The sequence below is a fragment of the Nocardioides silvaticus genome (assembly GCF_003160695.1).
In the GTDB taxonomy this organism is placed as follows: Bacteria; Actinomycetota; Actinomycetes; order Propionibacteriales; family Nocardioidaceae; genus Nocardioides; species Nocardioides silvaticus.
Map to the genome: position 1 here is coordinate 227,479 of NZ_QGDD01000005.1, position 20,453 is coordinate 247,931.

General features: G+C 71.4%; 19 protein-coding genes. 8 read left to right on the forward strand and 11 right to left on the reverse strand.

Features of this window, described 5'->3' with window-relative positions; genetic code table 11:
* The first annotated feature begins 102 nt into the window (after positions 1-102).
* Both DJ010_RS12915 and DJ010_RS12920 read left to right on the forward strand, forming a co-directional pair.
* Positions 103-864, forward strand: a complete 762-nt coding sequence (locus DJ010_RS12915; protein ID WP_109694303.1) for an ABC transporter ATP-binding protein — start codon at positions 103-105, stop codon at positions 862-864.
* On the forward strand, positions 861-2,720 hold the full coding sequence (locus tag DJ010_RS12920) for an FtsX-like permease family protein (protein WP_109694305.1): 1,860 nt from the start codon (positions 861-863) through the stop codon (positions 2,718-2,720). The genes DJ010_RS12915 and DJ010_RS12920 overlap by 4 nt, the downstream gene beginning before the upstream one ends.
* Before the next feature lie 27 nt (positions 2,721-2,747).
* On the opposite strand, the gene DJ010_RS12925 is transcribed toward DJ010_RS12920, so the two are convergent.
* Genes DJ010_RS12925 through DJ010_RS22700 form a run of 3 tightly spaced genes read right to left on the reverse strand, consistent with a single transcriptional unit; the run spans position 2,748 to position 4,325 of the window.
* Positions 2,748-3,320 (reverse strand): hypothetical protein, encoded by a 573-nt coding sequence (locus DJ010_RS12925; protein ID WP_109694308.1) that lies wholly within the window; start codon positions 3,318-3,320, stop codon positions 2,748-2,750.
* A 10-nt stretch (positions 3,321-3,330) separates the two neighbouring features.
* Entirely contained in the window at positions 3,331-4,161 is an 831-nt protein-coding gene (locus DJ010_RS12930) for a zinc-binding dehydrogenase (RefSeq protein WP_245927519.1), read from the reverse strand.
* On the reverse strand, positions 4,158-4,325 hold the full coding sequence (locus tag DJ010_RS22700; RefSeq protein WP_245927521.1) for an alanine acetyltransferase: 168 nt from the start codon (positions 4,323-4,325) through the stop codon (positions 4,158-4,160). Before DJ010_RS22700 ends, DJ010_RS12930 begins: the two co-directional genes overlap by 4 nt.
* A gap of 142 nt (positions 4,326-4,467) precedes the next feature.
* Here DJ010_RS22700 and DJ010_RS12935 point away from each other — a divergent pair, with 142 nt between their 5' ends.
* A complete protein-coding gene (locus DJ010_RS12935; protein ID WP_109694309.1) occupies positions 4,468-5,139 on the forward strand; it encodes a hypothetical protein in 672 nt (223 codons plus the stop codon).
* Positions 5,140-5,208: 69 nt separating this feature from the next.
* Positions 5,209-6,111, forward strand: coding sequence for a carbon-nitrogen hydrolase family protein (locus tag DJ010_RS12940; protein WP_109694310.1), 903 nt, complete (start codon positions 5,209-5,211; stop codon positions 6,109-6,111).
* A gap of 21 nt (positions 6,112-6,132) precedes the next feature.
* On the opposite strand, the gene DJ010_RS12945 is transcribed toward DJ010_RS12940, so the two are convergent.
* From DJ010_RS12945 to DJ010_RS12960, 4 genes are all read right to left on the reverse strand, one after another.
* A complete protein-coding gene (locus tag DJ010_RS12945; protein WP_158283015.1) occupies positions 6,133-7,848 on the reverse strand; it encodes a fatty acyl-AMP ligase in 1,716 nt (571 codons plus the stop codon).
* Between the two features lie 124 nt (positions 7,849-7,972).
* A complete protein-coding gene (locus DJ010_RS12950) occupies positions 7,973-10,012 on the reverse strand; it encodes a hypothetical protein (RefSeq protein WP_109694315.1) in 2,040 nt (679 codons plus the stop codon).
* An 82-nt stretch (positions 10,013-10,094) separates the two neighbouring features.
* The gene (locus DJ010_RS12955) at positions 10,095-10,739 is read right to left on the reverse strand and encodes a hypothetical protein (protein WP_109694317.1); all 645 of its coding nucleotides are present in this window, start codon (positions 10,737-10,739) and stop codon (positions 10,095-10,097) included.
* A gap of 173 nt (positions 10,740-10,912) precedes the next feature.
* Positions 10,913-11,632 carry a hypothetical protein gene (locus DJ010_RS12960; RefSeq protein ID WP_109694318.1) on the reverse strand — a complete coding sequence of 240 codons (720 nt, stop codon included), beginning with the start codon at positions 11,630-11,632 and terminating at the stop codon, positions 10,913-10,915.
* A gap of 130 nt (positions 11,633-11,762) precedes the next feature.
* Here DJ010_RS12960 and DJ010_RS12965 point away from each other — a divergent pair, with 130 nt between their 5' ends.
* Positions 11,763-12,182: a VOC family protein gene (locus DJ010_RS12965; protein WP_109694319.1), complete on the forward strand. Its 420-nt coding sequence runs from the start codon at positions 11,763-11,765 to the stop codon at positions 12,180-12,182.
* Here the strand turns inward: DJ010_RS12965 and DJ010_RS12970 are convergent.
* The gene (locus DJ010_RS12970) at positions 12,122-12,646 is read right to left on the reverse strand and encodes a DUF2834 domain-containing protein (RefSeq protein ID WP_109694320.1); all 525 of its coding nucleotides are present in this window, start codon (positions 12,644-12,646) and stop codon (positions 12,122-12,124) included. The genes DJ010_RS12965 and DJ010_RS12970 overlap by 61 nt on opposite strands.
* A gap of 32 nt (positions 12,647-12,678) precedes the next feature.
* Positions 12,679-13,281: a TetR/AcrR family transcriptional regulator gene (locus DJ010_RS12975; protein ID WP_109694321.1), complete on the reverse strand. Its 603-nt coding sequence runs from the start codon at positions 13,279-13,281 to the stop codon at positions 12,679-12,681.
* A gap of 45 nt (positions 13,282-13,326) precedes the next feature.
* On the opposite strand from DJ010_RS12975, the gene DJ010_RS12980 reads away from it, so the two are divergent.
* Positions 13,327-14,907, forward strand: coding sequence for a phytoene desaturase family protein (locus DJ010_RS12980; RefSeq protein ID WP_245927523.1), 1,581 nt, complete (start codon positions 13,327-13,329; stop codon positions 14,905-14,907).
* A 92-nt stretch (positions 14,908-14,999) separates the two neighbouring features.
* On the opposite strand, the gene DJ010_RS12985 is transcribed toward DJ010_RS12980, so the two are convergent.
* On the reverse strand, positions 15,000-16,856 hold the full coding sequence (locus DJ010_RS12985) for an MSCRAMM family protein (RefSeq protein WP_109694323.1): 1,857 nt from the start codon (positions 16,854-16,856) through the stop codon (positions 15,000-15,002).
* A 126-nt stretch (positions 16,857-16,982) separates the two neighbouring features.
* On the opposite strand from DJ010_RS12985, the gene DJ010_RS12990 reads away from it, so the two are divergent.
* Positions 16,983-17,615, forward strand: a complete 633-nt coding sequence (locus tag DJ010_RS12990) for a nitroreductase family protein (protein ID WP_109694325.1) — start codon at positions 16,983-16,985, stop codon at positions 17,613-17,615.
* On the forward strand, positions 17,612-18,094 hold the full coding sequence (locus tag DJ010_RS12995; protein WP_109694326.1) for a glutathione peroxidase: 483 nt from the start codon (positions 17,612-17,614) through the stop codon (positions 18,092-18,094). The genes DJ010_RS12990 and DJ010_RS12995 overlap by 4 nt, the downstream gene beginning before the upstream one ends.
* Positions 18,095-18,114: 20 nt before the next feature.
* Here DJ010_RS12995 and DJ010_RS13000 read toward each other — a convergent pair whose 3' ends face one another.
* The gene (locus tag DJ010_RS13000) at positions 18,115-20,400 is read right to left on the reverse strand and encodes an MMPL family transporter (RefSeq protein WP_109694328.1); all 2,286 of its coding nucleotides are present in this window, start codon (positions 20,398-20,400) and stop codon (positions 18,115-18,117) included.
* Positions 20,401-20,453: the final 53 nt, after the last annotated feature.

Consider the following 20,453-nt stretch of genomic DNA (forward strand, 5'->3'; position numbering starts at 1 on the left):
CCAACCTAGGGCGGCGGGAGGCGCCGCGGGGTAGCGCACGCGCTACCCGGGTGTCGCGCACGGACCAGTGAACCGCCGCCGCCGCAGCGGTTGCCTGGAGCCATGACCACGACACCCCTCCCACCCGCTCCCGCCTGGACCCCGGCTGCCGTCACGCTCGACGGCATCACCCGCACCTACCGCTCCAGGGCGGGCGAGGTGCACGCGCTGCGCGGCGTGACCCACGCCTTCGCCCGCGGCAGCTTCACCGCCGTGATGGGTCCGTCCGGCTCCGGGAAGTCGACGCTGCTGCAGGTCGCGGCCGGCCTCGACCGCCCGACCCGCGGCGAGGTGAGGATCGGGGACGTCCCCATCGGCCGGCTGGGCGAAGCGGCGCGCACCCGGCTCCGCCGGTCCTCGATGGCGTTCGTCTTCCAGGCCTACAACCTGCTCGACGCGCTGACCGCCTACGAGAACGTCGCCCTGCCGGCGCGGCTCGCCGGGCGCCGGGTCGACCGGGCCGCCGTCCTGGCCGCGCTGGCCGCGGTCGGGCTCGACGGCCTGGCGAAGCGGCGGCCGGCCGAGCTCTCCGGCGGCCAGCAGCAGCGGGTCGCGATCGCCCGCGCGCTCCACGCGCGGCCCGACGTGCTCTTCGCCGACGAGCCCACCGGCGCGCTGGACCGGGCGAGCGGCCGCCAGGTGCTGGAGCTGATGCGGACCGCCGCCGAGGAGCGGGGACAAACGATCGTGATGGTGACCCACGACCCGCTCGCGGCGTCGTACGCCGACAGCGTGCTGTTCCTCGCCGACGGCCTGGTCGTCGGGCGGTTGCAGGGCGCGGACGCCACCGCGATCGCCGCGGCCATGAGCGAGCTCGAGCGATGATGCTGCGGATCAGCCGGCAGACGGTCCGGCAGTCGTGGCGGCCGTACGCCGGCGCGTTCGTCGCCCTCGCCGTCGGCATCGTGCTGATGACGACGACGGTGCTCCTCATCGGTGCCGTCGAGGCCGAAGCCTCCCGGCCCGGGGTGACCCCGGCCGAGAAGCTCGAGCTCGAGGACCTGTCCGCGCTGTTCGGGATCATGGCCGGCGTCTCGATGTTCATGGCTCTGTTCGTCGTCGCCAGCACCTTCGGGTTCGTGGTCGCCACCCGCCGTCGCGAGCTCGGGCTGCTCCGGCTCGTCGGCGCCACCCCGCGACAGGTGCGGCGGATGGTGCTCGGCGAGGCGGTCGTGGTGGCACTGCTCGCGACGGTCGCGGGGTGCCTCGCCGGCACCATGCTCTCCCCGGCGGCGACCGCGTTCCTCCGCGTCCGCGGCGTCACCAGCCTCGACCTCGACCCACCCGCGCCGTACACCGCCTGGGCGGTCGCTGCGGGCTGCGGCGTGACGGTCGCCCTGCTCGGGGCATGGCGCGCGTCGCGCCGCGCCGCCCGGGTCGCGCCGGTCGCCGCGCTGCAGGAGGCCGGCTTCGAGCGCCGACGGGTGACGGTGGGCCAGGGCGTGGTCGGCACGCTGTGCCTCGGTGGCGTGGTCGCGACGTTCGCCGCCGTACCCGAGATCACGCCGCTGTTCGCGCTGGTCAGCGCGGTGCTCATGCCGGAGGTCGTGGTGGTCGGGCTGATGTGCTTCGGCGGGCTGCTCTTCCCCGCGCTGGCCGCGCTCCTCGCGACCCCGGCGGCCCGCCGCGACGTCGCGGCGCGCCTGGCGCGCGACCACCTCCGCACCGCGGTGCGGACCCCGGCGTCGCTGGCCGCGCCGGTGCTGGCGATCAGCGCGATCGCCGGGTCGCTCGTCCTCGCTCTCAGCTTCACCGCCGACTGGAACACGGCCCTCGACCGCGAGCAGCTGCAGGCGTCGTTGGTGGTCGAGGTCGACGGTGGGGACGGCGGCGACGCCGTCGACCGGCTGCGGGCGGTCCCCGAGATCGACGTCGTCGACGCCCGGCTCGTCGTCGGCGACACCGAGGTGGTCGATCCGGCGACGGCCGTCGCCGCGCGCAGTTTCGCACCGGTTCGCGGCGACCTCTCAGCCCTGGACCGTCGGGAAGTCGTGGTCACCGAGACCTACGCGCTCGACACCGGCAAGGACGTCGGCGACCGCATCCGGCTCCGGGTCGGCGGCGACGGGGTGCGGGCCAGGATCGGTGCCGTCGTCCACGACGCTCCCGACCTGTACGGCGAGGTCGTCGCGCCGGCCGAACTGTTCGGACCCGGGCTGCGCGACGCCGTACCCGAGCAGGTCTTCCTCGTCCCCGACCCGGACGTTCCGCCCGTCGACGCACGCGCCGCAGTCGAGGAGGCGCTGTCCGGGACGTCCGCCCGGGTGCTCGGTGCGGACGCGTGGGTCGGCGAGGTCGAGCGCGACACCCGGGCCGCGAACGACGCGGCGCTCTGGGTGCTGCTCGGCCCGTCCGCCCTCTACGCCGGCATCGCCATCGTCAACACGGTGCTCATCGGCAGCAGCCAGCGGCGCCGCGAGCGGCGCACCCTCGCGCTGCTCGGTGCCACCGGCCGACAGGGGCGGCGGGCAGCGTTGTGGGAGGCGGGCTCGGTGGGCGCTGCCGCCGTGCTCGTCGGCGGTGCTGTCGTCGGCGTCGTCGGCTGGATGGTGCAGCACGCCGTCACCCGCGACGTCCCCGGCGTCGACCTGACCGTGCCGTGGCTGCCGCTCGGCGCGATCGCCGCGACCTGCGTCGGTCTCACCCTGGTGGCTGCGTCCGTGTCACGTCGGGGTTCGTGACGCGGTCCGTGCCGCGGTTCGTGACGATCAGCGGCGAGCGCGCCGCAACAGCCGCCACGCCGCCCAGCCACCGGCGATCCAGGGCAGGCCGACGATGACCGGGTCGAGCGGGTGGTGGACGGTGTCCACCCGGTGGCCGCGGCGGCGCGATGAGAGGCCGTGGTAGCGGCGCTCGCCGAGGATCCCCGTCTGCGTGACCGGGTCGTCCGGGCGGCCGCGCAGCAGGGCGAGCGCGGCCTGCTCCTTGACGTCGATGCGGTCGGCGGCCAGCAGGAGCAGCCAGTGGGCGGCGCGCGCCTCGCTGTAGCGGGCGTAGGCCAGCTTGCGGACGGCGCCCGACAGCCCGCGCGGGGGGCAGCTGGTGCCGAACACCGGCGTCAACCGGGCGTGCTCGATCGACCGCTCGCGCGGCCACGCTTCCTCCTGCTGCTCGGGGAGGTGCCAGTGCGCGGTGTCGGGCACGGCGTCGATCTCGCGCGGGTACGACGGCCGGTCGGCCGGGTCCAGGTCGGCGCCCCATCCGGGGATCCGGGAGCGGAGCTCGTCTGCGCTCGGGATCCCGGTGCGGGCCTCTCGTGCGTAGGGGGTCGTGGCGCTCATGCGCTCCTCCTCACGCGGCCGTCGGTACGACGACCGGCTTGATGCAGCCGTCGAGCTTGGCCGAGAACAGGTGGTAGCCCTCGGCGATGTCGTCGAGGGGGATGCGGTGGGTGACGATCTCGCTGGGCTTGAGGTGGCCGTTGCGGATGTGCTCGAACAGGCGTGGCCACTGCCGCTTCACCGGGCACTGGTTGGCACGGATGGTCAGGCCCTTGTTCATCGCGTCGCCGAACTTCACGGCGCTGAACATCGGCCCGTACGCCCCCATCACCGAGATGGTGCCGCCCTTGCGCACCGCGTCGATCGCCCAGTTGAGCGCGATCGGCGACCCACCCTGCAGCTTGAGCTTGGCCGAGGTGACGTGCTGCAGCAGGTTGCCGTCGGCCTCCGCGCCGACGGCGTCGATCACGACGTCCGACCCCAGGTGGTCGGTCTGCTGCTTGAGGTGGACGACCACGTCGTCCACCTGGCCGAAGTTCACGGTCTCGGCGTGCGCGAAACGGGAGGCGAGCTCGAGGCGATCGTCGAGGTGGTCCACGACGATGACCCGGCCGGCGCCCATCAACCAGGCGGACGCGGCCGCGTAGAGACCGACGGGGCCGGCACCGAAGACCGTGACGACGTCGCCCTCCGCGATGTCTCCGAGCTGCGCGCCGAAGTAGCCGGTCGGGAGCGCGTCGGTGCACATCAACGCGTCCTCGTCGCTCATCCACTCCGGGATGATCGTCGGACCGACGTCCGCGAAGGGCACGCGGACGAGCTCGGCCTGCCCTCCGTCGTACCCACCGGTGGTGTGGGAGTAGCCGTAGATGCCGCCGACCGCCGTGGCGTTGGGGTTCACGTTGTGGCAGTTGGAGTAGAGGCCGCGCGAGCAAGGTGCAGGTCGGACCCGCAGATCGCCGCGAGCGTCACCCGCACGATCGCGTCGTTCGGGTGCTCGATGCGCGGCCGGTCCTTCTCCTCCACGCGGATCCGGTACGGCCCTCGGTAGACCATCGCTTGCATGGGTGCTCCTGTCGCCGGTGGAAGTCGAGCGGTCCCGGCGCTCGACTTTCCACCCCGAGGTCCCGCCACCTGACTGCCGGCGAGTCAGAGGGGTAGTGGCGCAAAGGTAAAGAACCCTCACCAATCACAGGGAGAATCACTCATGGGGATCACCAAGAACAAGGTCGTGCTGCTCGCCAGCGCAGGAATGCTGACGGTAGGACTGGGCACGACGGGCGCCGTCGCCGCCGACATGATCGGCAGCGGCAAGATCATCGACGACTCGATCCGGTCGGTCGACCTCAAGGACGGCGGCGTGAAGTACCGCGACCTGCACCCGAGCGTCACCAACAAGATCGAGAACCTGCAGCAGCAGGTCGCCGATCTCGAGGCCCGCGTGGCCGACCTGGAGAACAGCAGCACCACTGCGGAGTGGGTGCCCAACGAGGGTGCCACGATCGTCGACGACACCACCGTCTCGCTCACCATCGAGGAGGGCGGCGCGACGTCGATCGAGACCCAGGACCTCAACGTCCCGGTGCAGGCCGGTGACGAGATCTCCTTCGACATCGCCCTGGAGGACGGCGCCACCTGCACCGCCGGTGCCCCCCGGATGTTCGTCGAGATCGGCGGCACGTTCGTGAACTCCTACGACGACCAGACCGGCTGTGCCGGCGACAGCGCACCGCCGAGCACCGAGAACGGCACGGTGACCTTCACCGTTCCCGAGAACGGCCGCATCGGTCAGGCGGGCTTCGTCTACGACAACGGCATCGCCGGCACCGTCACCATCACCAACGTCACCATCGACGGGAACCCCGTCGAGTTCCAGTGACCGGAGCTCGGTGACAGCAGCTCGGCTCAGCTGAGCGACAGGGCGCGGTGAGCGCCGTACCCTGCCGACATGGAGCCCCTGCCCCCGCTGCCCACGATCCGGGTCGCCGCAGTGCAAGCGATGCCGGTGGTCCTCGACCTGGAGGCCAGCCTCGAGAAGGCGCTCGGCCTCCTCTCCGAGGCAGCGGGGCAGGGCGCCCAGCTCGTCGTCTTCCCCGAGGCCTACCTGTCGCTCTACCCGTCCTACGCCTGGGCCCACCTGCCGGGCGGCGACGGCAACGCCCTCTGGGAGCGGCTCTGGGCCAGCTCCGTCGAGGCACCCGGGCCGGTCGTCGACCGGCTCGCCGACGCCTGCCGCGAGCACGGCGTCGTCTGCGCCATCGGCGTCAACGAGCGCGAGGCCGAGCGGCCCGGCTCGTTCTACAACACGCTGCTGCTGATCGGGCCGGAGGGCCTGCTCCACAAGCACCGCAAGCTGATGCCGACCCACCACGAGCGGCTCTTCCACGGCGTCGGTGCCGGCGACGACCTCGGCGTCACCGAGACCGCCGTCGGCCGGCTCGGCGGGCTCATCTGCTGGGAGAACCGGATGCCGCTGGCCCGGTGGGCGGTCTACCAGGGCGGCCCGCAGATCTGGCTCGCGCCGACCGCCGACGACTCCGACGGCTGGCTGGCCACGGTCCGGCACATCGCCATCGAGGCGGGCGCGTTCGTCGTCTCGGTGCCGCAGTTCATCCAGCGCTCCAATTTCGGCGACGACTTCCCGTGGCCGTTGCCGCCGGACACCGAGGTGTTCGGTCGCGGCGGGGCCGCGATCATCGAGCCCGGCTCCGGAGAGGTCATCGGCGGTCCGCTGTACGACGCCGAGGGCATCGTCCTCGCCGACTGCGACCTGCGCCGGACGCTCCACGCGAAGCGCTGGTTCGACGCCGCCGGCCACTACAGCCGGGCCGACGTCCTCTGGCCGCGCTGACCGCCGCCGGGTGCAGCCGGATCAGCCGAGACCGCGGGCCTTGAGCCAGAGCCGCTTGGTCGCCGAGCGCTGCTTCTTGCCGCTGGAGGTCTTCGGCACGCTGTACGGCGGCACCAGCAGCACGTCGTGCACGTTGACGTCGTACTCGCGGAGGACGACGTTCTTCACCGCCGCCGCGACCTCGGCCTCGTCGGGCTCGCCGTCGACCTCGCAGACCAGCACCAGGCTCTCGAGCTCGGTGCCGCCCTCCTCCTCGACCGCGAACGCCGCGCTACCGCCGAGACGGACGGCGTCGTGCGCGAGCTCGGCGCTCTGCTCGACGTCCTGCGGGTAGATGTTGCGACCACGGATCACGATCAGGTCCTTGGCCCGGCCGCAGATCACCAGCTCGCCGTCGTGGATGAAGGCGAGGTCGCCGGTGCGGAGGAACGGGCCGGTGCCGTCGGCGAGGTGACCGCCGAAGGCCTCCTTCGTGGCCTCGTCGCGCCGCCAGTAGCCGGGGCTCACGCTCGGGCCGGCCAGCCAGAGCTCGCCGACGACGCCGGGCGCCGACTCCTCGCAGGTGTCGGGGTCGACGATGCGGGCGTCGTAGTCCGGGTGGATGACGCCGTCGGTGCACAGCTCGCGGACGTCGGCGTCGCCCTTCTCCCGCAGCACGACCTCGTGCTGCTCGAGAGCGGCAGCGTCGACCCACAGCACCCGGCCGACGTCGTCCAGCCGGGTGATGGCCACGACGACGGTGGCCTCGGCGAGCCCGTAGCCCGGCGTGTAGGCCTCGGCCGGGAAGCCGCTGGGAGCGAAGGCGTCGAGGAACCGGTCCCGGGTACGACGGCGCACCGGCTCGGCGCCGTTGATGAAGCAGACCGCGCTCGAGAGGTCGAGCGCCGCGCGCTCCTCGGGCGTGGAGCGGTCGACCAGCAGGTCGAAGCCGAAGTTCGGGGAGCAGCCGTGGGTGCCGCGGTAGCGGTCGAGCGTGCGCATCCAGGCCAGCGGGCGCCGGATGAACGTCGACGGCTGCATGATCACCGAGGTCATCCCCAGCCAGACCGACGGCAGTGCGCCGACGACCAGGCCCATGTCGTGGGTGAGCGGGCACCACGAGACGTTGACGGAGTCCGGCGTCATCGCCATGAGCTCCTGCGTCTCGTCCAGGTTGGCGGCCAGGTTGCCGTGCGTGATGGTCACGCCGCGCGGCTCGCTGGTCGAGCCGGAGGTGTACTGCAGGTAGGCGATGTCGCGGTCGGTGACCGGCGGCACCGGGTCGGCGGCCGCCGAGTCGGGGATCTGGACGACGGGGAGGGACCCCTGGGTCAGCTTCTCCAGCACCGCGATCTCGGCCTGCCCCTGCGGCGTGGCCGCGACCAAGGCGACCGCGTCCGCGTTGCGACGCACCGGCTCGAGCCGGCTCTCGAGGTGCTCGGGGCGACGGGGGAACGAGATCGGTGCCGGGATCACGCCCGCCCAGAGGCAGCCGAACAGGCCGACGAGGAACTCCGAGGGCCGGGTCGCGATGAGGAGCACGACGTCGTCGCGCTGCACGCCTCGCTCGCCGAGGAGGCCGGCCAGGCGGGCGGAGGAATCCGCCAGCTCCGCCGCGGTCAGCCGGGCGTTCTCCTCGAGGTCGGACCCGAGCTCGACGTACAGCGTGCGATCGGGTTGCTCGGTCGCGAGGGTGACCAGGCGGTCGATGATGTCGTCACCCAGCCGGGCTGGTGTGGTGGAGGCGCTGGGCGTCATTCGATCCGTCCCCATGTTCGTTCGAGAGCCCACAGATCATGACACGCGACCGGTTCGCACGGGACCGGTTCGAGCGAGAAGCCCCGGCGTGGGCGCACCGGGGCAGCTCGCTCCTCGCTCGTGCCTAACGTGGCCTGACCGCGTTCGACTTCGCGCTCAGGGGGCCGTAGCCCAGGCCGTTGTGGGCACGTACGGCGAACTTGTACAGACCGCGCTGAGGGGTCGTGTACTTCACGTTGGGGAAGACCTCGTCGAACTCCATGGCGAAGACCCGCACGTACCTGCCCTGCCGGTTCTGCTTGTAGGCGATGAACTCGAACCCGTCGATCGGCGGGTTGGTGACGCCCGTCGGCGGCAGCCAGGAGACGGTCGCCGTCTTCGGGCCGCCCTTCCTCCCCGGCTTGGCCGGTCCGATGATCGGCTTGCCCGGCTTCGCCTCCGGGTCGGGGTCGTCGACCTCGACGGTGACGTGGGCCTGCGGCCCCTCGCCGGCGCTGTTGACGGCCGCGACGCCGAAGTCGTGCTCGCCTCCCGCCACGTCGATGACCTGTGCGGCGGTCGAGCTACCCGGCACGTTCCCGAGCAGCGTGCCGTCGAGGTAGACGTTGTACTGGGTGATGACCCCGCCACCATCCGTCGACGGAACGTCCCAGTCGAGGTCGACGACGCCCTCTCCGGTCTGCACGCCCACGAGGTTGCGCGGCACCGACGGCGCGGTGACCGGCGGCGCGTTGTCGCACCCACTCACCTGCAACGTGTAGGCACCGACGCTGCCGTAGTCGGTGTAGGACGTCGTCGCGTTGCCCGCGCCGACGCCGTCGATCCGCGCGTAGTAGGTCGCCGACGGCGCGCCGGTCGCCGTCACGGTCGCGTCCAGGCCGCCGGCGACGTCGTAGGTCTGACCGACCGCGGGCGGGTCGTGCACGGCGAGCTGGGTCCCGCCGGCACTCAGCAGCTCGACCTTGATGTCGAGGTTGGGGCTCACTGCGGCGTTGTTCGCGGCCACGGTGACCGTGCCGGAACAGGTGCCGAGGTTGTAGACGTCGACGTCGGTCCTGCTGCTGATGTAGCCAGTTCCAGGGATCGTCGCGGCAGCGGTGGCGACCGTGCCGCCCGCCTCGTCGCTCCGGATCGGCGCTCCGCTCTCGCTGATCGTCACGATGTCGTCGACGTTCGCCTGGAAGCCGTCCGGGTCGCCGCCAGGACCGCCGAGCTTGCCGCCGGGGTAGTCGTTGAGTCCCCATTGGGTGACCGCCGCGTCGTACGGTGCGCCCATGATCGGCCCCCAGAGGAAGGCGAACGGGTCAGCGTTGGCGCCGTGGCCGGAGTAGTAGCCCTCCGAGGTGGTGCCATCGTGCATGAGGCTGAGGTTGTGGCCGACCTCGTGGGTGGTCGCGTCGGCGATGTACTTGGCGTTGTCAGGTCCGAGGTTCTGAGGGAAGACCCACGCCGGTTGGGCGACGCCCGAGGGGCTCTCGATGTCGAAGACGTCCAGGAACGCGACACCGCCGCAGCCGCCACCGCAGATCTCGTCGAGAGCTGTCTGGCTGGGTGTGATCAGCGCGCGGGTGCCGTAGACCTGGTCCCCGGCGTTCGCCCGGGTGAGGGCGGCCTCGTCCGGTTCTTCCGTCGTGACGTCGACGTCGAACGGCGCGTAGTCCTCCGCGACCCGGAGGAAGACGTCCTGGATGAGCATTCGCTCCGTGTCGCTGAAGGAACCGGGGTTGCCATCCAGCGTCCATGCCGGGTGGGTCATGTTCGGCACGGTGTACGGCGCGCCGTCCGCACCGTTCCACCAGGTGTCGGAGACGTTCTCGCCGTTGAAGTCGAGGTAGATCGTGCGTTGCGATCCCGGCTTGCTGTGCAGCTCGAACGTCTCGCTCAGGGGGAACGCGTGCCCGACGACCATCGGCCCGGGCGCCGACTCCGGCGCAGCCGGGTCGACGTAGTAGAGGCCGGGGCCGGCGACCCGCAGGTCGGGGTCGGCCTCGAGCATCGCCTTCAGCTCGGTCTCGGAGAGGCCGTAGCGTTCCGCGGCCCGAGACACCGAATCCCGGTCCCTGTCCCCCCGCGCGTCGGCGGGGAAGGACAGGGCCGGGATGCCGGCGAGAGCGGTGGTCAGCAGGACGGCGAGCGCCGCCAACGGGCGGGAGGTGGTGCGCATGGCTGAAAGTAGGCCGGTGCGCGGTCCTCAGTGCCTTTCCTGCAAAAACTTTGCGGGAAGCGCTAGACCAGTGTTCCGCGCGTCACTTCTCGATCGCGTCTCCGAGCTCGACGGCGACGATCCGGGGGTCGAGGACCTGGCCGGAGTACGGCGCCTGCTGGCCCTCGCACGTCATCGACAGCTCCATCGGGACGTCGATGTCGATCGCGACGCCGTCGAGGGCGACGGTGCCGAGGTTGCCACCGCCGTTGGCGACGCGGACCTCCGAGGTCGCGATGGTGCGGGTGTACTCGGTGCCGACCGGCTGGGTCAGCTCGCAGGTGAAGTCGTTGACGTCGCCGCCGTTGTTGGTGATGTTCGCCGAGGCGGAGACCAGGTAGGCGCCGGCGGGAACGGTGAACTCGAAGATCGTCCTGTCCGGGTCGCCCGAGGTGATGTTGTGGAAGTTCAGGTCGTCGAAGTACGCGTCCGCGCCGGCCGTGAAGGCGGTGCGGGCGGCGGCGTTCAGGTCGGCCTGGGCGACCGAGCCGTTCTTGACCTTCGCGCCGGTCACCGCGTTCTTGCCGAGGTCGGCCGTCTTGACCTGACCGTCCTTGATCTGCGGGGATCCGACCGAGTTCGCCGCGACGCCGGCCGCGTAGGCGACGCCGCCGACGCCGCTGACGGCGACCGCGAGGGCGAGGGTCGAGGCGAGGTTCGAGTAGCTGAGCTTGCTGCTGATCTTCATGGTGGGGTGTGCCTTTCGCTGCGAGATTCGCTTGGTTTCGGTGACCGAAACTCTTCCCGCGGCGGCGCTCCCGGACATCCGCGTGCGACACCCACCCAACGGGGCGGACTACGTAACGAGCCCGCCCCTCCGTCCGGCAGCTACGTAGTGGATTTTCAACTACCTGGCGCCGCTCAGGCGGCCCAGGTGATCGTGCCCGACGCGCGGACCGACGCCACGGCCGACGCCATCGGCAGGTCGAAGCGGAGCGAGTCCTCCGCCACCTCGTACACCGGGCGCTCGCCGTACACGTCGACGAAGAGGACGCGGTCGTCCGCCTCGCCGGTCGGGTTGAGGTACATCTCCAGCGCGTCGAACGACACGATCTCGCCGGCGTCGCTGCGGGCGGCCAGCTCGCCGAGGTCGTAACGGCCCGGCCCGGTGAACTCCGGTACGGCGAGCGACAGCTCCGAGAGCCCGGTCGACCCGACCGGCAGCAGGTCCGGCGACTCCAGACGCACCCGCAACCAGCCATCCTCCACCTCGCGCTCGCAGGGGAGGGTCACGGTGATCGCCCCGTTCTCGCCGCCACTCAGGGTGAGCGTCAGCTCCGCGGTCGCACCGCTGGCCACCATCGCCGTGAGCTCCTCGCGACGCTCTGCCCGCTCGGCGGCCTCCTTCTCGGCGGCGCGTGCCGCGACGTTCTCGGGACGCGCGGCGGTCACCTTCTCGGCGAGCTTCGGCGGCAGGGCGGCCTCGAGGAAGGACGTGACCGCCTCCTGCTGAGAGCTGCGCTCGATGGCCTCGGCATTCGCCGAGGCATCCTCCCGGGTGCGCCGGTCCGCGGTGAGCAGCTCCGTCTTCTTGGCGTCGGCCCAGCTCGAGGCGAGCTTCGCCATGTCCTTCCAGCCCATTGCTGGGTCTCCTCCCTGCGGTCACACGTTGCGAGACGGCAACGCTAGACACCGGTTGTCCCGTTGTCCGGCGATCGAACCGATCCGGCGGTCATGTTCATCCGCAGGGATGACCCCTACGGTGGACGCCATGGGATCGCTCCTCAACCCGTACCTCACGTTCCAGGACACCGCCCGCGAGGCGATGGAGTTCTACCGGTCGGTCTTCGGCGGTGAGCTGACCATCAACACCTTCGGGGAGTACGGCGACCCGGACTCGCCCGACTCCGAGAAGGTCATGCACAGCATGCTGACGACCGACGACGGCTTCACGCTGATGGCGTCGGACACCCCGGAGGAGATGGAGTTCACCGCGGGCTCGCAGATCACGATCAGCCTGTCGGGTGACGGCGACGACGTCGACGCGGTGCGCCGGCAGTGGGAGGCGCTCTCGGAGGGCGCCACCGTCACCGTGCCGCTGGCCCAGCAGGTCTGGGGAGACGAGTTCGGTCAGCTCACCGACCGGTTCGGCATCTCCTGGATGGTCAACATCGGCGGCGGCGCCGCGTAACGACCCAACCGCCGCTGGCGCTCGACCGTCAGCAGGTAGAACGCCCAGCCGAACGTGAAGCTGGCGAACAGCGTCGAGACGAAGAACAGCCACGGCTTCGCGATGCCCCGGCGCACGCCGTCGACGATCGTGACGATCGGCAGGATCACCACGTTGGCGACCGTGAAGTCGACGCCGGCCGACCCGGCGGCGGGGTTGTCGTACATGAGCTGCAGGTACTGCGCCCAGCTGCCGTCGCCCCAGAGCGGGTTGAAGAACAGCTGGTCCGGGCCGTAGTCGAGGACGAACGTCGTGTTGAAGGTCCACCCCAGCCCGACCGACACGAGACCGACGACGAGGTAGGTGCTCTCGAGTCGGGAGAGCAGCGGACCCTCCGCCGGGCGGCGGAAGATCGCCGGGTTGGCGCGCACGATCCAGGCGACGACGGCGACACCGAGCACGGCGTGCACGAGGAGGGACACCATGAGGTGACCTTCCGCCCACGCCTCGGGTTCTGTCAATAGTGACGAAACGTCGGCTCAAGCAGTGCGGTCGCCTCCCGGCTGAGCCGCGCCAGCTCCGGTAGCGAGCGCACCGGCGCGTGGAGCCACACCTCCATCGCGGCGAACACGGCGGCCGTGATCGACCGGGCCGCGACGGTCAGGTCGAGCTCGTCGCCGCGCTCCACGGCGTCCGGGTGCCGGCGTCGCAGGTGGTCGAGGAGAGCGTGCGCGAAGTCCGACTGCACCTGCCGCATGTGCTGCACGATCCGGCTCGGGTCGAGTGCGTCGACCCGGAGGTTCGCGATCTGGGTGACCGCGTCGACGTCATACGGGAACGCGAAGATCGCCGCCTGCACCGAGGCGATGACGTTCTCGTCGGCCGGTCGTTCCGCGAGCGCCTTGCGGAACCACTGGAGGCCGGAGTCGTAGTCGGCGAACAGCAGGTCGTGCTTGGACGCGAAGTGCCGGTAGAAGGTCCGCAGGGTCACCCCCGCGTCGGCCGCGATCTCCTCCGCGGAGGTGGCCTCCACGCCCTGGGCCAGGAACCGCACCGTGGCCGCCTTCCGCAACGCTGCGCGGGTCCGCTCGCTGCGAGCGGTCTGCGGAGGTGAGGCCATGGCAGAAGAGTAGTCAACTCGATGTTTCGTCACTATTGACGAAACGTGAGCGGCGATGCGAACCTCGCCCTCATGGCGTACGACGCGATCGTGGTCGGTGCCGGCCACAACGGGCTGACGGCGGCGACCCTCCTGCAGCGGGCGGGGCTGCGCACGCTCGTGCTGGAGTCGAAGCGGTACGCCGGCGGGATGGCCTCGACCGTGGAGCTGTTCGACGGCTACCAGTTCGAGATCGCGGGCTCGGTGCAGCTGCCGACCTCGGCGGTCGTCAGCAAGGAGCTCGGGCTCGACACGCTCCCGCAGGTCGAGCTGGAGGTCATGTCGGTCTCGATCGTCGACGAGCGCACCAAGCCGCTCATCTACTACACCGACCTGGTCGAGGCCGCGACCCACATGGAGCAGGAGCACGGGCTCGAGGTCGTCATCGGCATGGCCGAGCTGATGGCCTGGAGCGCGGCGCCGACCCGGGCCCTCGGGCGCTTCGAGCACGGCACGCTGCCGAAGACCCTCGACGAGATGTACGCCTGCGCCTCCACTCCCGCGGAGCGGGCGAGCATCACCGAGATGCTGTTCGGGTCGTGCACCGACGTGCTCGACCGCTACCTGCCGGACAAGGAGAAGCACGCGGCACTGCGCGGCATGCTCGCGTTCCTCGCCGTGAACTCCACCTACCGCGGCCCGTCCTCGCCGGGCAGCGCCGCGGGCCTGGCGTTCGGCATGGCCGTGCCCGACGAGAACACCGTGCTCACCAAGAAGATCAAGGGCGGCATCGGAGTGCTCACCCAGCACCTGGCCCGGCAGTACGCCGAGGCGGGCGGCGAGCTCCGGCTCGAGGCGGCTGTCGAGGAGATCACCGTCGCCGACGGCCGGGTGACCGGTGTCGTGCTGACCGACGGCGAGACCATCGGGGCGCCCACCGTGGTCTCGGCGGTGGCACCCGACCTGACCCTCAACACCCTGGTGACACCGGGCGTCGTGGCTCCCGAGCTCACCGCCCGGCTCGCGGGGATCGACCACCGCGGCAGCTACGTGCAGATGCACTTCGCGCTGGACGGCGTGCCGGAGTTCGCGGCGCCCTTCGAGTTCCTCGACGACCCGCGCATGCAGAGCGCCATCGGTTTCTTCGCCACGCCGGAGGACCTCCAGCGCCAGTTCGAGGACAGCCGGCGCGGCGTCGTACCGCAGGACCCGGCCGTCGCGTTCCAGGTCCCGTCGGCCTCGGACCCCGACCTCTGCCCGCCGGGCAAGGCCGCCGCCTCGGCCTTCTCGTTGTGGTTCCCCGTCGAGGAGGACCCGAGCGAGTACGCCCGCCTCAAGGCGGAGATGGGCCAGCGGGTGATCGACAAGATCACCCGCTTCGCACCGAACTTCGAGAGCCTGATCCTCAAGCACACGACCTTCACGCCGAAGCACATGGGGACCATGTTCGGCGCGCCCGGCGGCGACTACTGCCACGGGCTGATCCACCCGGACCTGCTCGGCCAGTACCGACCAGGTCCGGGTGGCTACCTCGACCAGCCGCACGGGATCGCCGGGCTGCACCTCGGCAGCGCCGGCTGCTACGGCGGCCCGGGGATCACCTTCATCCCCGGCTACAACGCCGCCCAGGCGGTGCTGGCGGGGTGACTTGTCAGCCTTTCCCACGGGTTGTCCGCCTCTGCAACGGCTGACAACCCGCGGAATACCCGGCCGGCCGGGTATTCCGCGGCGCTGGCCGACTAGGCCCCCTTCAGCTCCAGCTCCACGTCGCCGAGGTCGATGTCCCCGGTGATGTCCAGCGGGACCTGCTCGGCCTCCAGCCAGTACGGCGTGCCGACCTGCCAGGGGAAGAAGAACCACAGCGACGGGGCGTAGGCGTCGTCGTACCCGGTGACGGCCAGGCCGCCGGTGGCCGGACCCTTCGCGAGCCGGGTGACCGTGAACTCGCCGGTGCCGAAGCGGGCGCGGCCGACGGTCGGGTGCTCGCTGGTCGGGTTCGTCACCTGACCCGCCGGGTACTGCACGTCGTAGCCGAGGCCGGTGATCACCGGCAGGTCGGTGCCGGCGTAGACGTACCGGCCGGTGAGGGTGTGGCCCTCCTCGAGCGGCACGTCGAACCGGCGCGACCCCTTCAGCACGACGTCGTCGTGGCAGATGGGCGCGTAGTCGTGCGGGAACGCGTCGGCGGCGACCATCCAGTGCTCTCCCGGCACCAAGCCGCGGATCACGTACCGGCCCTGCGCGTCGGCCTTCTCGATCTCGTGGAACCCGCCCTGCTCGAACGGCGAGTCCGCCGGGCAGAGGTCGCTGGTCGTGGCCTCCACCACCGCGTTCGGGGCGGTGCGGCCCCGCAGCGTCAGCAGCGGTCGGTCGAGCTCCAGCCGGCCGAGCTCCTTGGTCGTCGTGCCGCGCACGCGGAAGGACCGGACGGCGTAGCCCACCGCGTCCTTGACGACGAGCGTGTAGCGGCCGGGACGCAGGCCCGGGTAGGTCGCGACGCCGTCCTCACGGATCACGTTGGGGTAGAGCACCTCGCCCGTGCTGTCGCGCAGCTCGTTGTCGACACGTCCCTGGGTGCCCCGCAGCCGGAAGGTCGCGGACGCGCCGCGCCGCAGCGCGACATGGGCACGCACCTCCTTCTCGGAGCCGACCGTGACGTCCTCGACCCGCGGGATGAACGCGCCACCCTGGCGCAGCTGGCCGACCTGGTAGTCGCCCGGCGTGAGCCCGGTGAACCGGAACCCGCCGTCGCGGTCGGTGAGCAGGCTCGCGATCGGGGTGCCGTCGGCCTGGGTCAGGTAGACCTCGGTCCGTCGGGCCGGGGCGCCGGTCGCCTCGTCGAACGCACGGCCGACGAGCGTGGTGCCGGCCTCGAGCGTGCCGGCGACGTGGCCGGGGTGCTCGGCGTCGATCGTGACGACCTCGGACTGCCACGGGACGGTGCCGTAGCCCCCGGCCCGCACGTAGTAGCTGCCCGGGGCGAGGCCGTCCAGCACGAAGCTGCCGTCGGCGTCGGTCCGGCCGCTGAGAGCCGCGGTGTCGTTGAGGCGCATCACCTCGATGAGCTCGTTCCGCGCGCCCTCGAGGGTGCCCTCGATCCGAGCCGGCGGCTGGACCTCGACCTCCCCGAGCACCAGGTTGCTGGACCCGGCGTCGTAGATGTCGGTGTGCTGCAGCCAGCTGTCGAAGGCGCCGTCCGGCCCGACGTAGCGGACCAGGTGGTCGGCGTCGGACGGGTAGCGGCAGGTGGCGCCGGCGTCGGGCTCGGCGTCGCAGACCTGCACGAGGAAGCCGCGGCCGTCCTGGCGGACGCGGAAGGTGCCGTCGGCGCCGGTGACGGCCCACCGCTGGTTGCGGTCGTCGAGCAGTCCCAGCTCGGGGATCTCCCGCGGCGGGAGCACGTTGACGAGCGCACCCTCCACGGGCTTGCCATCGGTGTCGACGACGGTGCCGGTCACCCAGCCAGGGTCGGCGGAGGTGGCGGCGGTCGGGCCCGACGCGGTGGCGGCGGGCGAGGAGAGCAGCGGGGCGGTGGCGGTGGCCACGACGGCTGCGAGGGCGGTAGCGCGCAGGGTGCGCGTCGTACGGGGGTTCACGGCGGTTCCTTCTTCTTGTCGTGGTGGTGCGGCGGAAGGACGTGACCGCGGCCGGATTGGTTGCATCGGGAGTCATCCCTGAGGACGAACGGTCCGGACGTGCGGGCCCGTCGGGATACTGGCTGCATGTCCCACGCCCCGATGTCCGGTGCCGAGGTCCTCGCCGAGCCGATGCGCTCCCGGTGGAGCCCGAGCGTCTTCGACGCCGAGCACCGGATCCCGGACGACGAGGTCGTGCGGCTTCTCCATGCCGCGCAGTGGGCACCGAGCCACGGCAACCTCCAGCCCTGGCGCTTCCTCGTGTGCGAGCGCGGCAGCACGGCACACGCGCTGGTGGTGCCCCACTTGACCCGCGGCAACTCGGGGTGGGTGCCGCGTGCCTCGCTGGTGGTGCTCGTCGCGACCCAGGTCGACGACGACCCCGAGCGGTCACCGGACGCGAAGCCCAACGACGCCCCCACGAACCTCTACGCCGCGGGGCAGGCGGCCGCGCACCTCACCCTCCAGGCGCAGGCGACGGGGCTGTGGACCCACCAGTTCAAGGGCTTCGACCGCGACGGCGTCGCCGCTGCGTTCGCCGTGCCGGCGCACTGGCAGGTCGTCGCCGGCATCGCGATCGGCGTCCGCGGCGACCCGGCCGAGGTGCCGGAGCGGGACCGGGAGCGCGAGCAGCGGGTGCGGTCGCGCAAGCCGTTGGCCGAGATCGCGTACGGCGGTTCCTGGGGCGTTCCCTGGCCGCCTGCAAGACTGGCGCCATGACCACCCTGCACGACTTCAAGGCCGCGAACATCGACGGCGCCGCGATCGACCTGGCGTCGTACGAGGGCTCCGTCGTCCTCGTCGTCAACACAGCATCCCAGTGCGGGTTCACCCCGCAGTACGCCGGCCTCCAGCGGCTCCACGAGAGCTACGCCGACCAGGGCTTCGCGGTGCTCGGGTTCCCCTGCGACCAGTTCGGCGGTCAGGAGCCGGGCACCGAGGACCAGATCGCCGCGTTCTGCGAGAACGAGTACGGCGTCACGTTCCCGATGTTCGCCAAGGTCGAGGTCAACGGCGAGGACGCCCACCCGCTCTTCAAGTGGCTCAAGGGCGAGCAGCGCGGTCTTCTCGGCGAGGCGATCAAGTGGAACTTCACCAAGTTCCTCGTCGGCCGCGACGGCACGGTGATCCGTCGCTACGGGTCGACCACCAAACCCGGCAAGATCCGCCCCGACATCGAGGCGGCTCTTGCCGGGTAGGTGACCGGTCCCCCACCGGGTCAGACGGAGACGAGCTCCTTGTCGTCATCCAGGTCATCGATGTCGTCGTCGCGGACGGCGGGCAGCGAGTCGCGCTCGAGCGAGGTGCCCTCGACGTCGACGTTCGGCAGCAGCCGGTCGAGCCAGGCCGGCAGCCACCACGCCTTCTCGCCGAGCAGGTAGAGAACCGCCGGGATCAGCGCCATCCGGACGATGAAGGCGTCGAAGAGGATGGACGCCGCGAGGGCGAAGCCCATCGACTTCACGACCGGGTCCTCCTCGAGCATGAAGCCGGCGAAGACGGCGATCATGATCGTGGCCGCGGCGACCACGACGCGGGCGCTGTTGCGGAAGCCGTCGACCACCGCCTCGCGGGTGGAGAGGCCGTGCACGTGCGCCTCCCGCATCCGGGTCACGAGGAAGACCTGGTAGTCCATCGCCAGGCCGAACACCATGCCGATCAGGAAGATCGGCATGAAGCTGACGATCGGCTGGCCCTCGAAGATCCCGAGCGCGCCCTCCTGGAACACAGCGACGGTGGCGCCGAGCGTGGCCAGCACCGAGAGCAGGAAGCCGAGGGTGGCGGTGAGCGGCACGAGCACCGAGCGGAAGACCAGCATCAGCAGGATGAACGCCAGTCCGACCACCACCAGCAGGTAGAGCGGCAGGGCGCCCGTGAGCCGGTCGGAGACGTCCGTCGTGATCGCGGTCAGTCCGGTGACACCGGTGGCCGTGCCGGTCTGCTCCTCGATGCCGGACTGCCCGTCGCGCAGGGCTTCGAGCAGGTCGAGAGTGGCGGGCTCGTCGGGGCCGGACTCCGGCGTCACCTGGATCAGCGCGCCGGTGCCGGCCTCGTTGGTGGCGGCCAGGGTCGCGTCGGCGACGTCGTCCTGGTCGCCCGCCCAGGTGGTCACCTGCTCGAAGGCGGCCTGGCGGGCGCCGTCGTCCGCGATGTCGCGGCCGTCGACGACGACGAGCAGCGGGCCCTCGCGGCCGGGACCGAACGCCTCGGTCATCAGGTCCGAGGCCTGGCGACGGGTGGTGTCGGTCGGGGCGGTGCTGTCGGTGGGGAAGGCGAGGTACATCTGGGAGATCGGCACGGCGAGCGCGCCGAGGCCGATGACGATGATCGCCACCACCGCGACCGGGGCGCGGCCGATGAACCGGCCCCACCGGACGCCGTTGTTGATGACCAGGCCGTGCTCGTCGCGCTCGACGTGCTCGCTGCGGAACCGGCCGCGGAACGTCCAGGACTTCAGCATCCCGAGGATCGCGGGCAGCAGCGTGAGCGCGACGAGCACCGCGATCAGCACGGTGGCGGCGGCGGCCAGACCCATGGCGGTCAGGAACGGGATCCGCACGACCGCCAACGCCGACAGCGCGATGAGCACGGTGAGGCCGGCGAAGACGACGGCCGAGCCGGCCGTGCCGACGGCGATGCCGGTCGCGTGCTGGCGGTCGTCGGTGTGGTGCAGCTCGCTGCGGTAGCGGGCCAGGATGAACAGCGTGTAGTCGATGCCGACCGCGAGGCCGATCATCGTCGCGAGCATCGGCGTGCTGGTGCCGATGTCGGTGAGCGCGGTCATCGCGGTGATGCCGGTCATGCCGAGGCCGACGCCGAAGATCGCGGTGAGGATCGGCATGCCGGCGGCGATCGCCGAGCCGAACGTCAGCAGCAGGACGATCAGCGCGATGCCGATCCCGATCAGCTCGGCGGCACCGCCGGGAGGCGACATCGACTGCATGCCCGGTCCGTTGGCCTCGACGACGAAGCCGTCGGCAGCGCCCTCGTGGTCGGCGAACAGCTCTTCCGCCGCCTCGATGCTCTCCGGCTCGATGTCGGAGGCGGTCTCCACGTCCCACTCGAAGGACAGGGTGCCGATCCGGCCGTCCTCCGACAGCGGGCTGAACGCCGGCGGGGCCTGCTGCGCCGCGACCGTCGGGTCCACCAGGCCGGGGTTGGCCTCGGGGTCCCCGCTCATCTGCGGTAGCGACGGGATGTCCGCGATCAGGTCGGCGATCGCGTCGGCGTACTGCGGCTCGTCGAGGGTGTGCCCCTCGGGCGCGGCGACGACGACGTTGACGGTGGCGTCGTCGAAGGCGTCCTCCGCCTCGGGGAACAGCTCCTGCTGGAGGTCGGCCGCGGCCTCCGACGGGATGCCGGGGATCGTGAACTCGTCCGACATCGGCTTGGAGAACGCCGCGGCGACGCTGCCGAGCACGACGGCGAGCAGCAGCCAGCCGGCGATGAAGAGGGGCCACCGCCGGAAGGCGGTCGAGCCGAGACGGTAGAGCAGGCGGGCCATGGGGGTCTCCTGGGTCCGGATGTGGGGTGGTCGGTCCGCCGGGTCGCGGCGGG

Bases quoted from the DNA above. Each gene is read 5' to 3' on its own strand.
- DJ010_RS12915 (WP_109694303.1), top strand. From the start codon at position 103: ATGACCACGACACCCCTCCCACCCGCTCCCGCCTGGACCCCGGCTGCC.
- DJ010_RS12920 (WP_109694305.1), top strand. From the start codon at position 861: ATGATGCTGCGGATCAGCCGGCAGACGGTCCGGCAGTCGTGGCGGCCG.
- DJ010_RS12925 (WP_109694308.1), bottom strand. From the start codon at position 3,320: ATGAGCGCCACGACCCCCTACGCACGAGAGGCCCGCACCGGGATCCCG.
- DJ010_RS22700 (WP_245927521.1), bottom strand. From the start codon at position 4,325: ATGCAAGCGATGGTCTACCGAGGGCCGTACCGGATCCGCGTGGAGGAG.
- DJ010_RS12935 (WP_109694309.1), top strand. From the start codon at position 4,468: ATGGGGATCACCAAGAACAAGGTCGTGCTGCTCGCCAGCGCAGGAATG.
- DJ010_RS12940 (WP_109694310.1), top strand. From the start codon at position 5,209: ATGGAGCCCCTGCCCCCGCTGCCCACGATCCGGGTCGCCGCAGTGCAA.
- DJ010_RS12945 (WP_158283015.1), bottom strand. From the start codon at position 7,848: ATGACGCCCAGCGCCTCCACCACACCAGCCCGGCTGGGTGACGACATC.
- DJ010_RS12950 (WP_109694315.1), bottom strand. From the start codon at position 10,012: ATGCGCACCACCTCCCGCCCGTTGGCGGCGCTCGCCGTCCTGCTGACC.
- DJ010_RS12955 (WP_109694317.1), bottom strand. From the start codon at position 10,739: ATGAAGATCAGCAGCAAGCTCAGCTACTCGAACCTCGCCTCGACCCTC.
- DJ010_RS12960 (WP_109694318.1), bottom strand. From the start codon at position 11,632: ATGGGCTGGAAGGACATGGCGAAGCTCGCCTCGAGCTGGGCCGACGCC.
- DJ010_RS12965 (WP_109694319.1), top strand. From the start codon at position 11,763: ATGGGATCGCTCCTCAACCCGTACCTCACGTTCCAGGACACCGCCCGC.
- DJ010_RS12970 (WP_109694320.1), bottom strand. From the start codon at position 12,646: ATGGTGTCCCTCCTCGTGCACGCCGTGCTCGGTGTCGCCGTCGTCGCC.
- DJ010_RS12975 (WP_109694321.1), bottom strand. From the start codon at position 13,281: ATGGCCTCACCTCCGCAGACCGCTCGCAGCGAGCGGACCCGCGCAGCG.
- DJ010_RS12990 (WP_109694325.1), top strand. From the start codon at position 16,983: ATGTCCCACGCCCCGATGTCCGGTGCCGAGGTCCTCGCCGAGCCGATG.
- DJ010_RS12995 (WP_109694326.1), top strand. From the start codon at position 17,612: ATGACCACCCTGCACGACTTCAAGGCCGCGAACATCGACGGCGCCGCG.
- DJ010_RS13000 (WP_109694328.1), bottom strand. From the start codon at position 20,400: ATGGCCCGCCTGCTCTACCGTCTCGGCTCGACCGCCTTCCGGCGGTGG.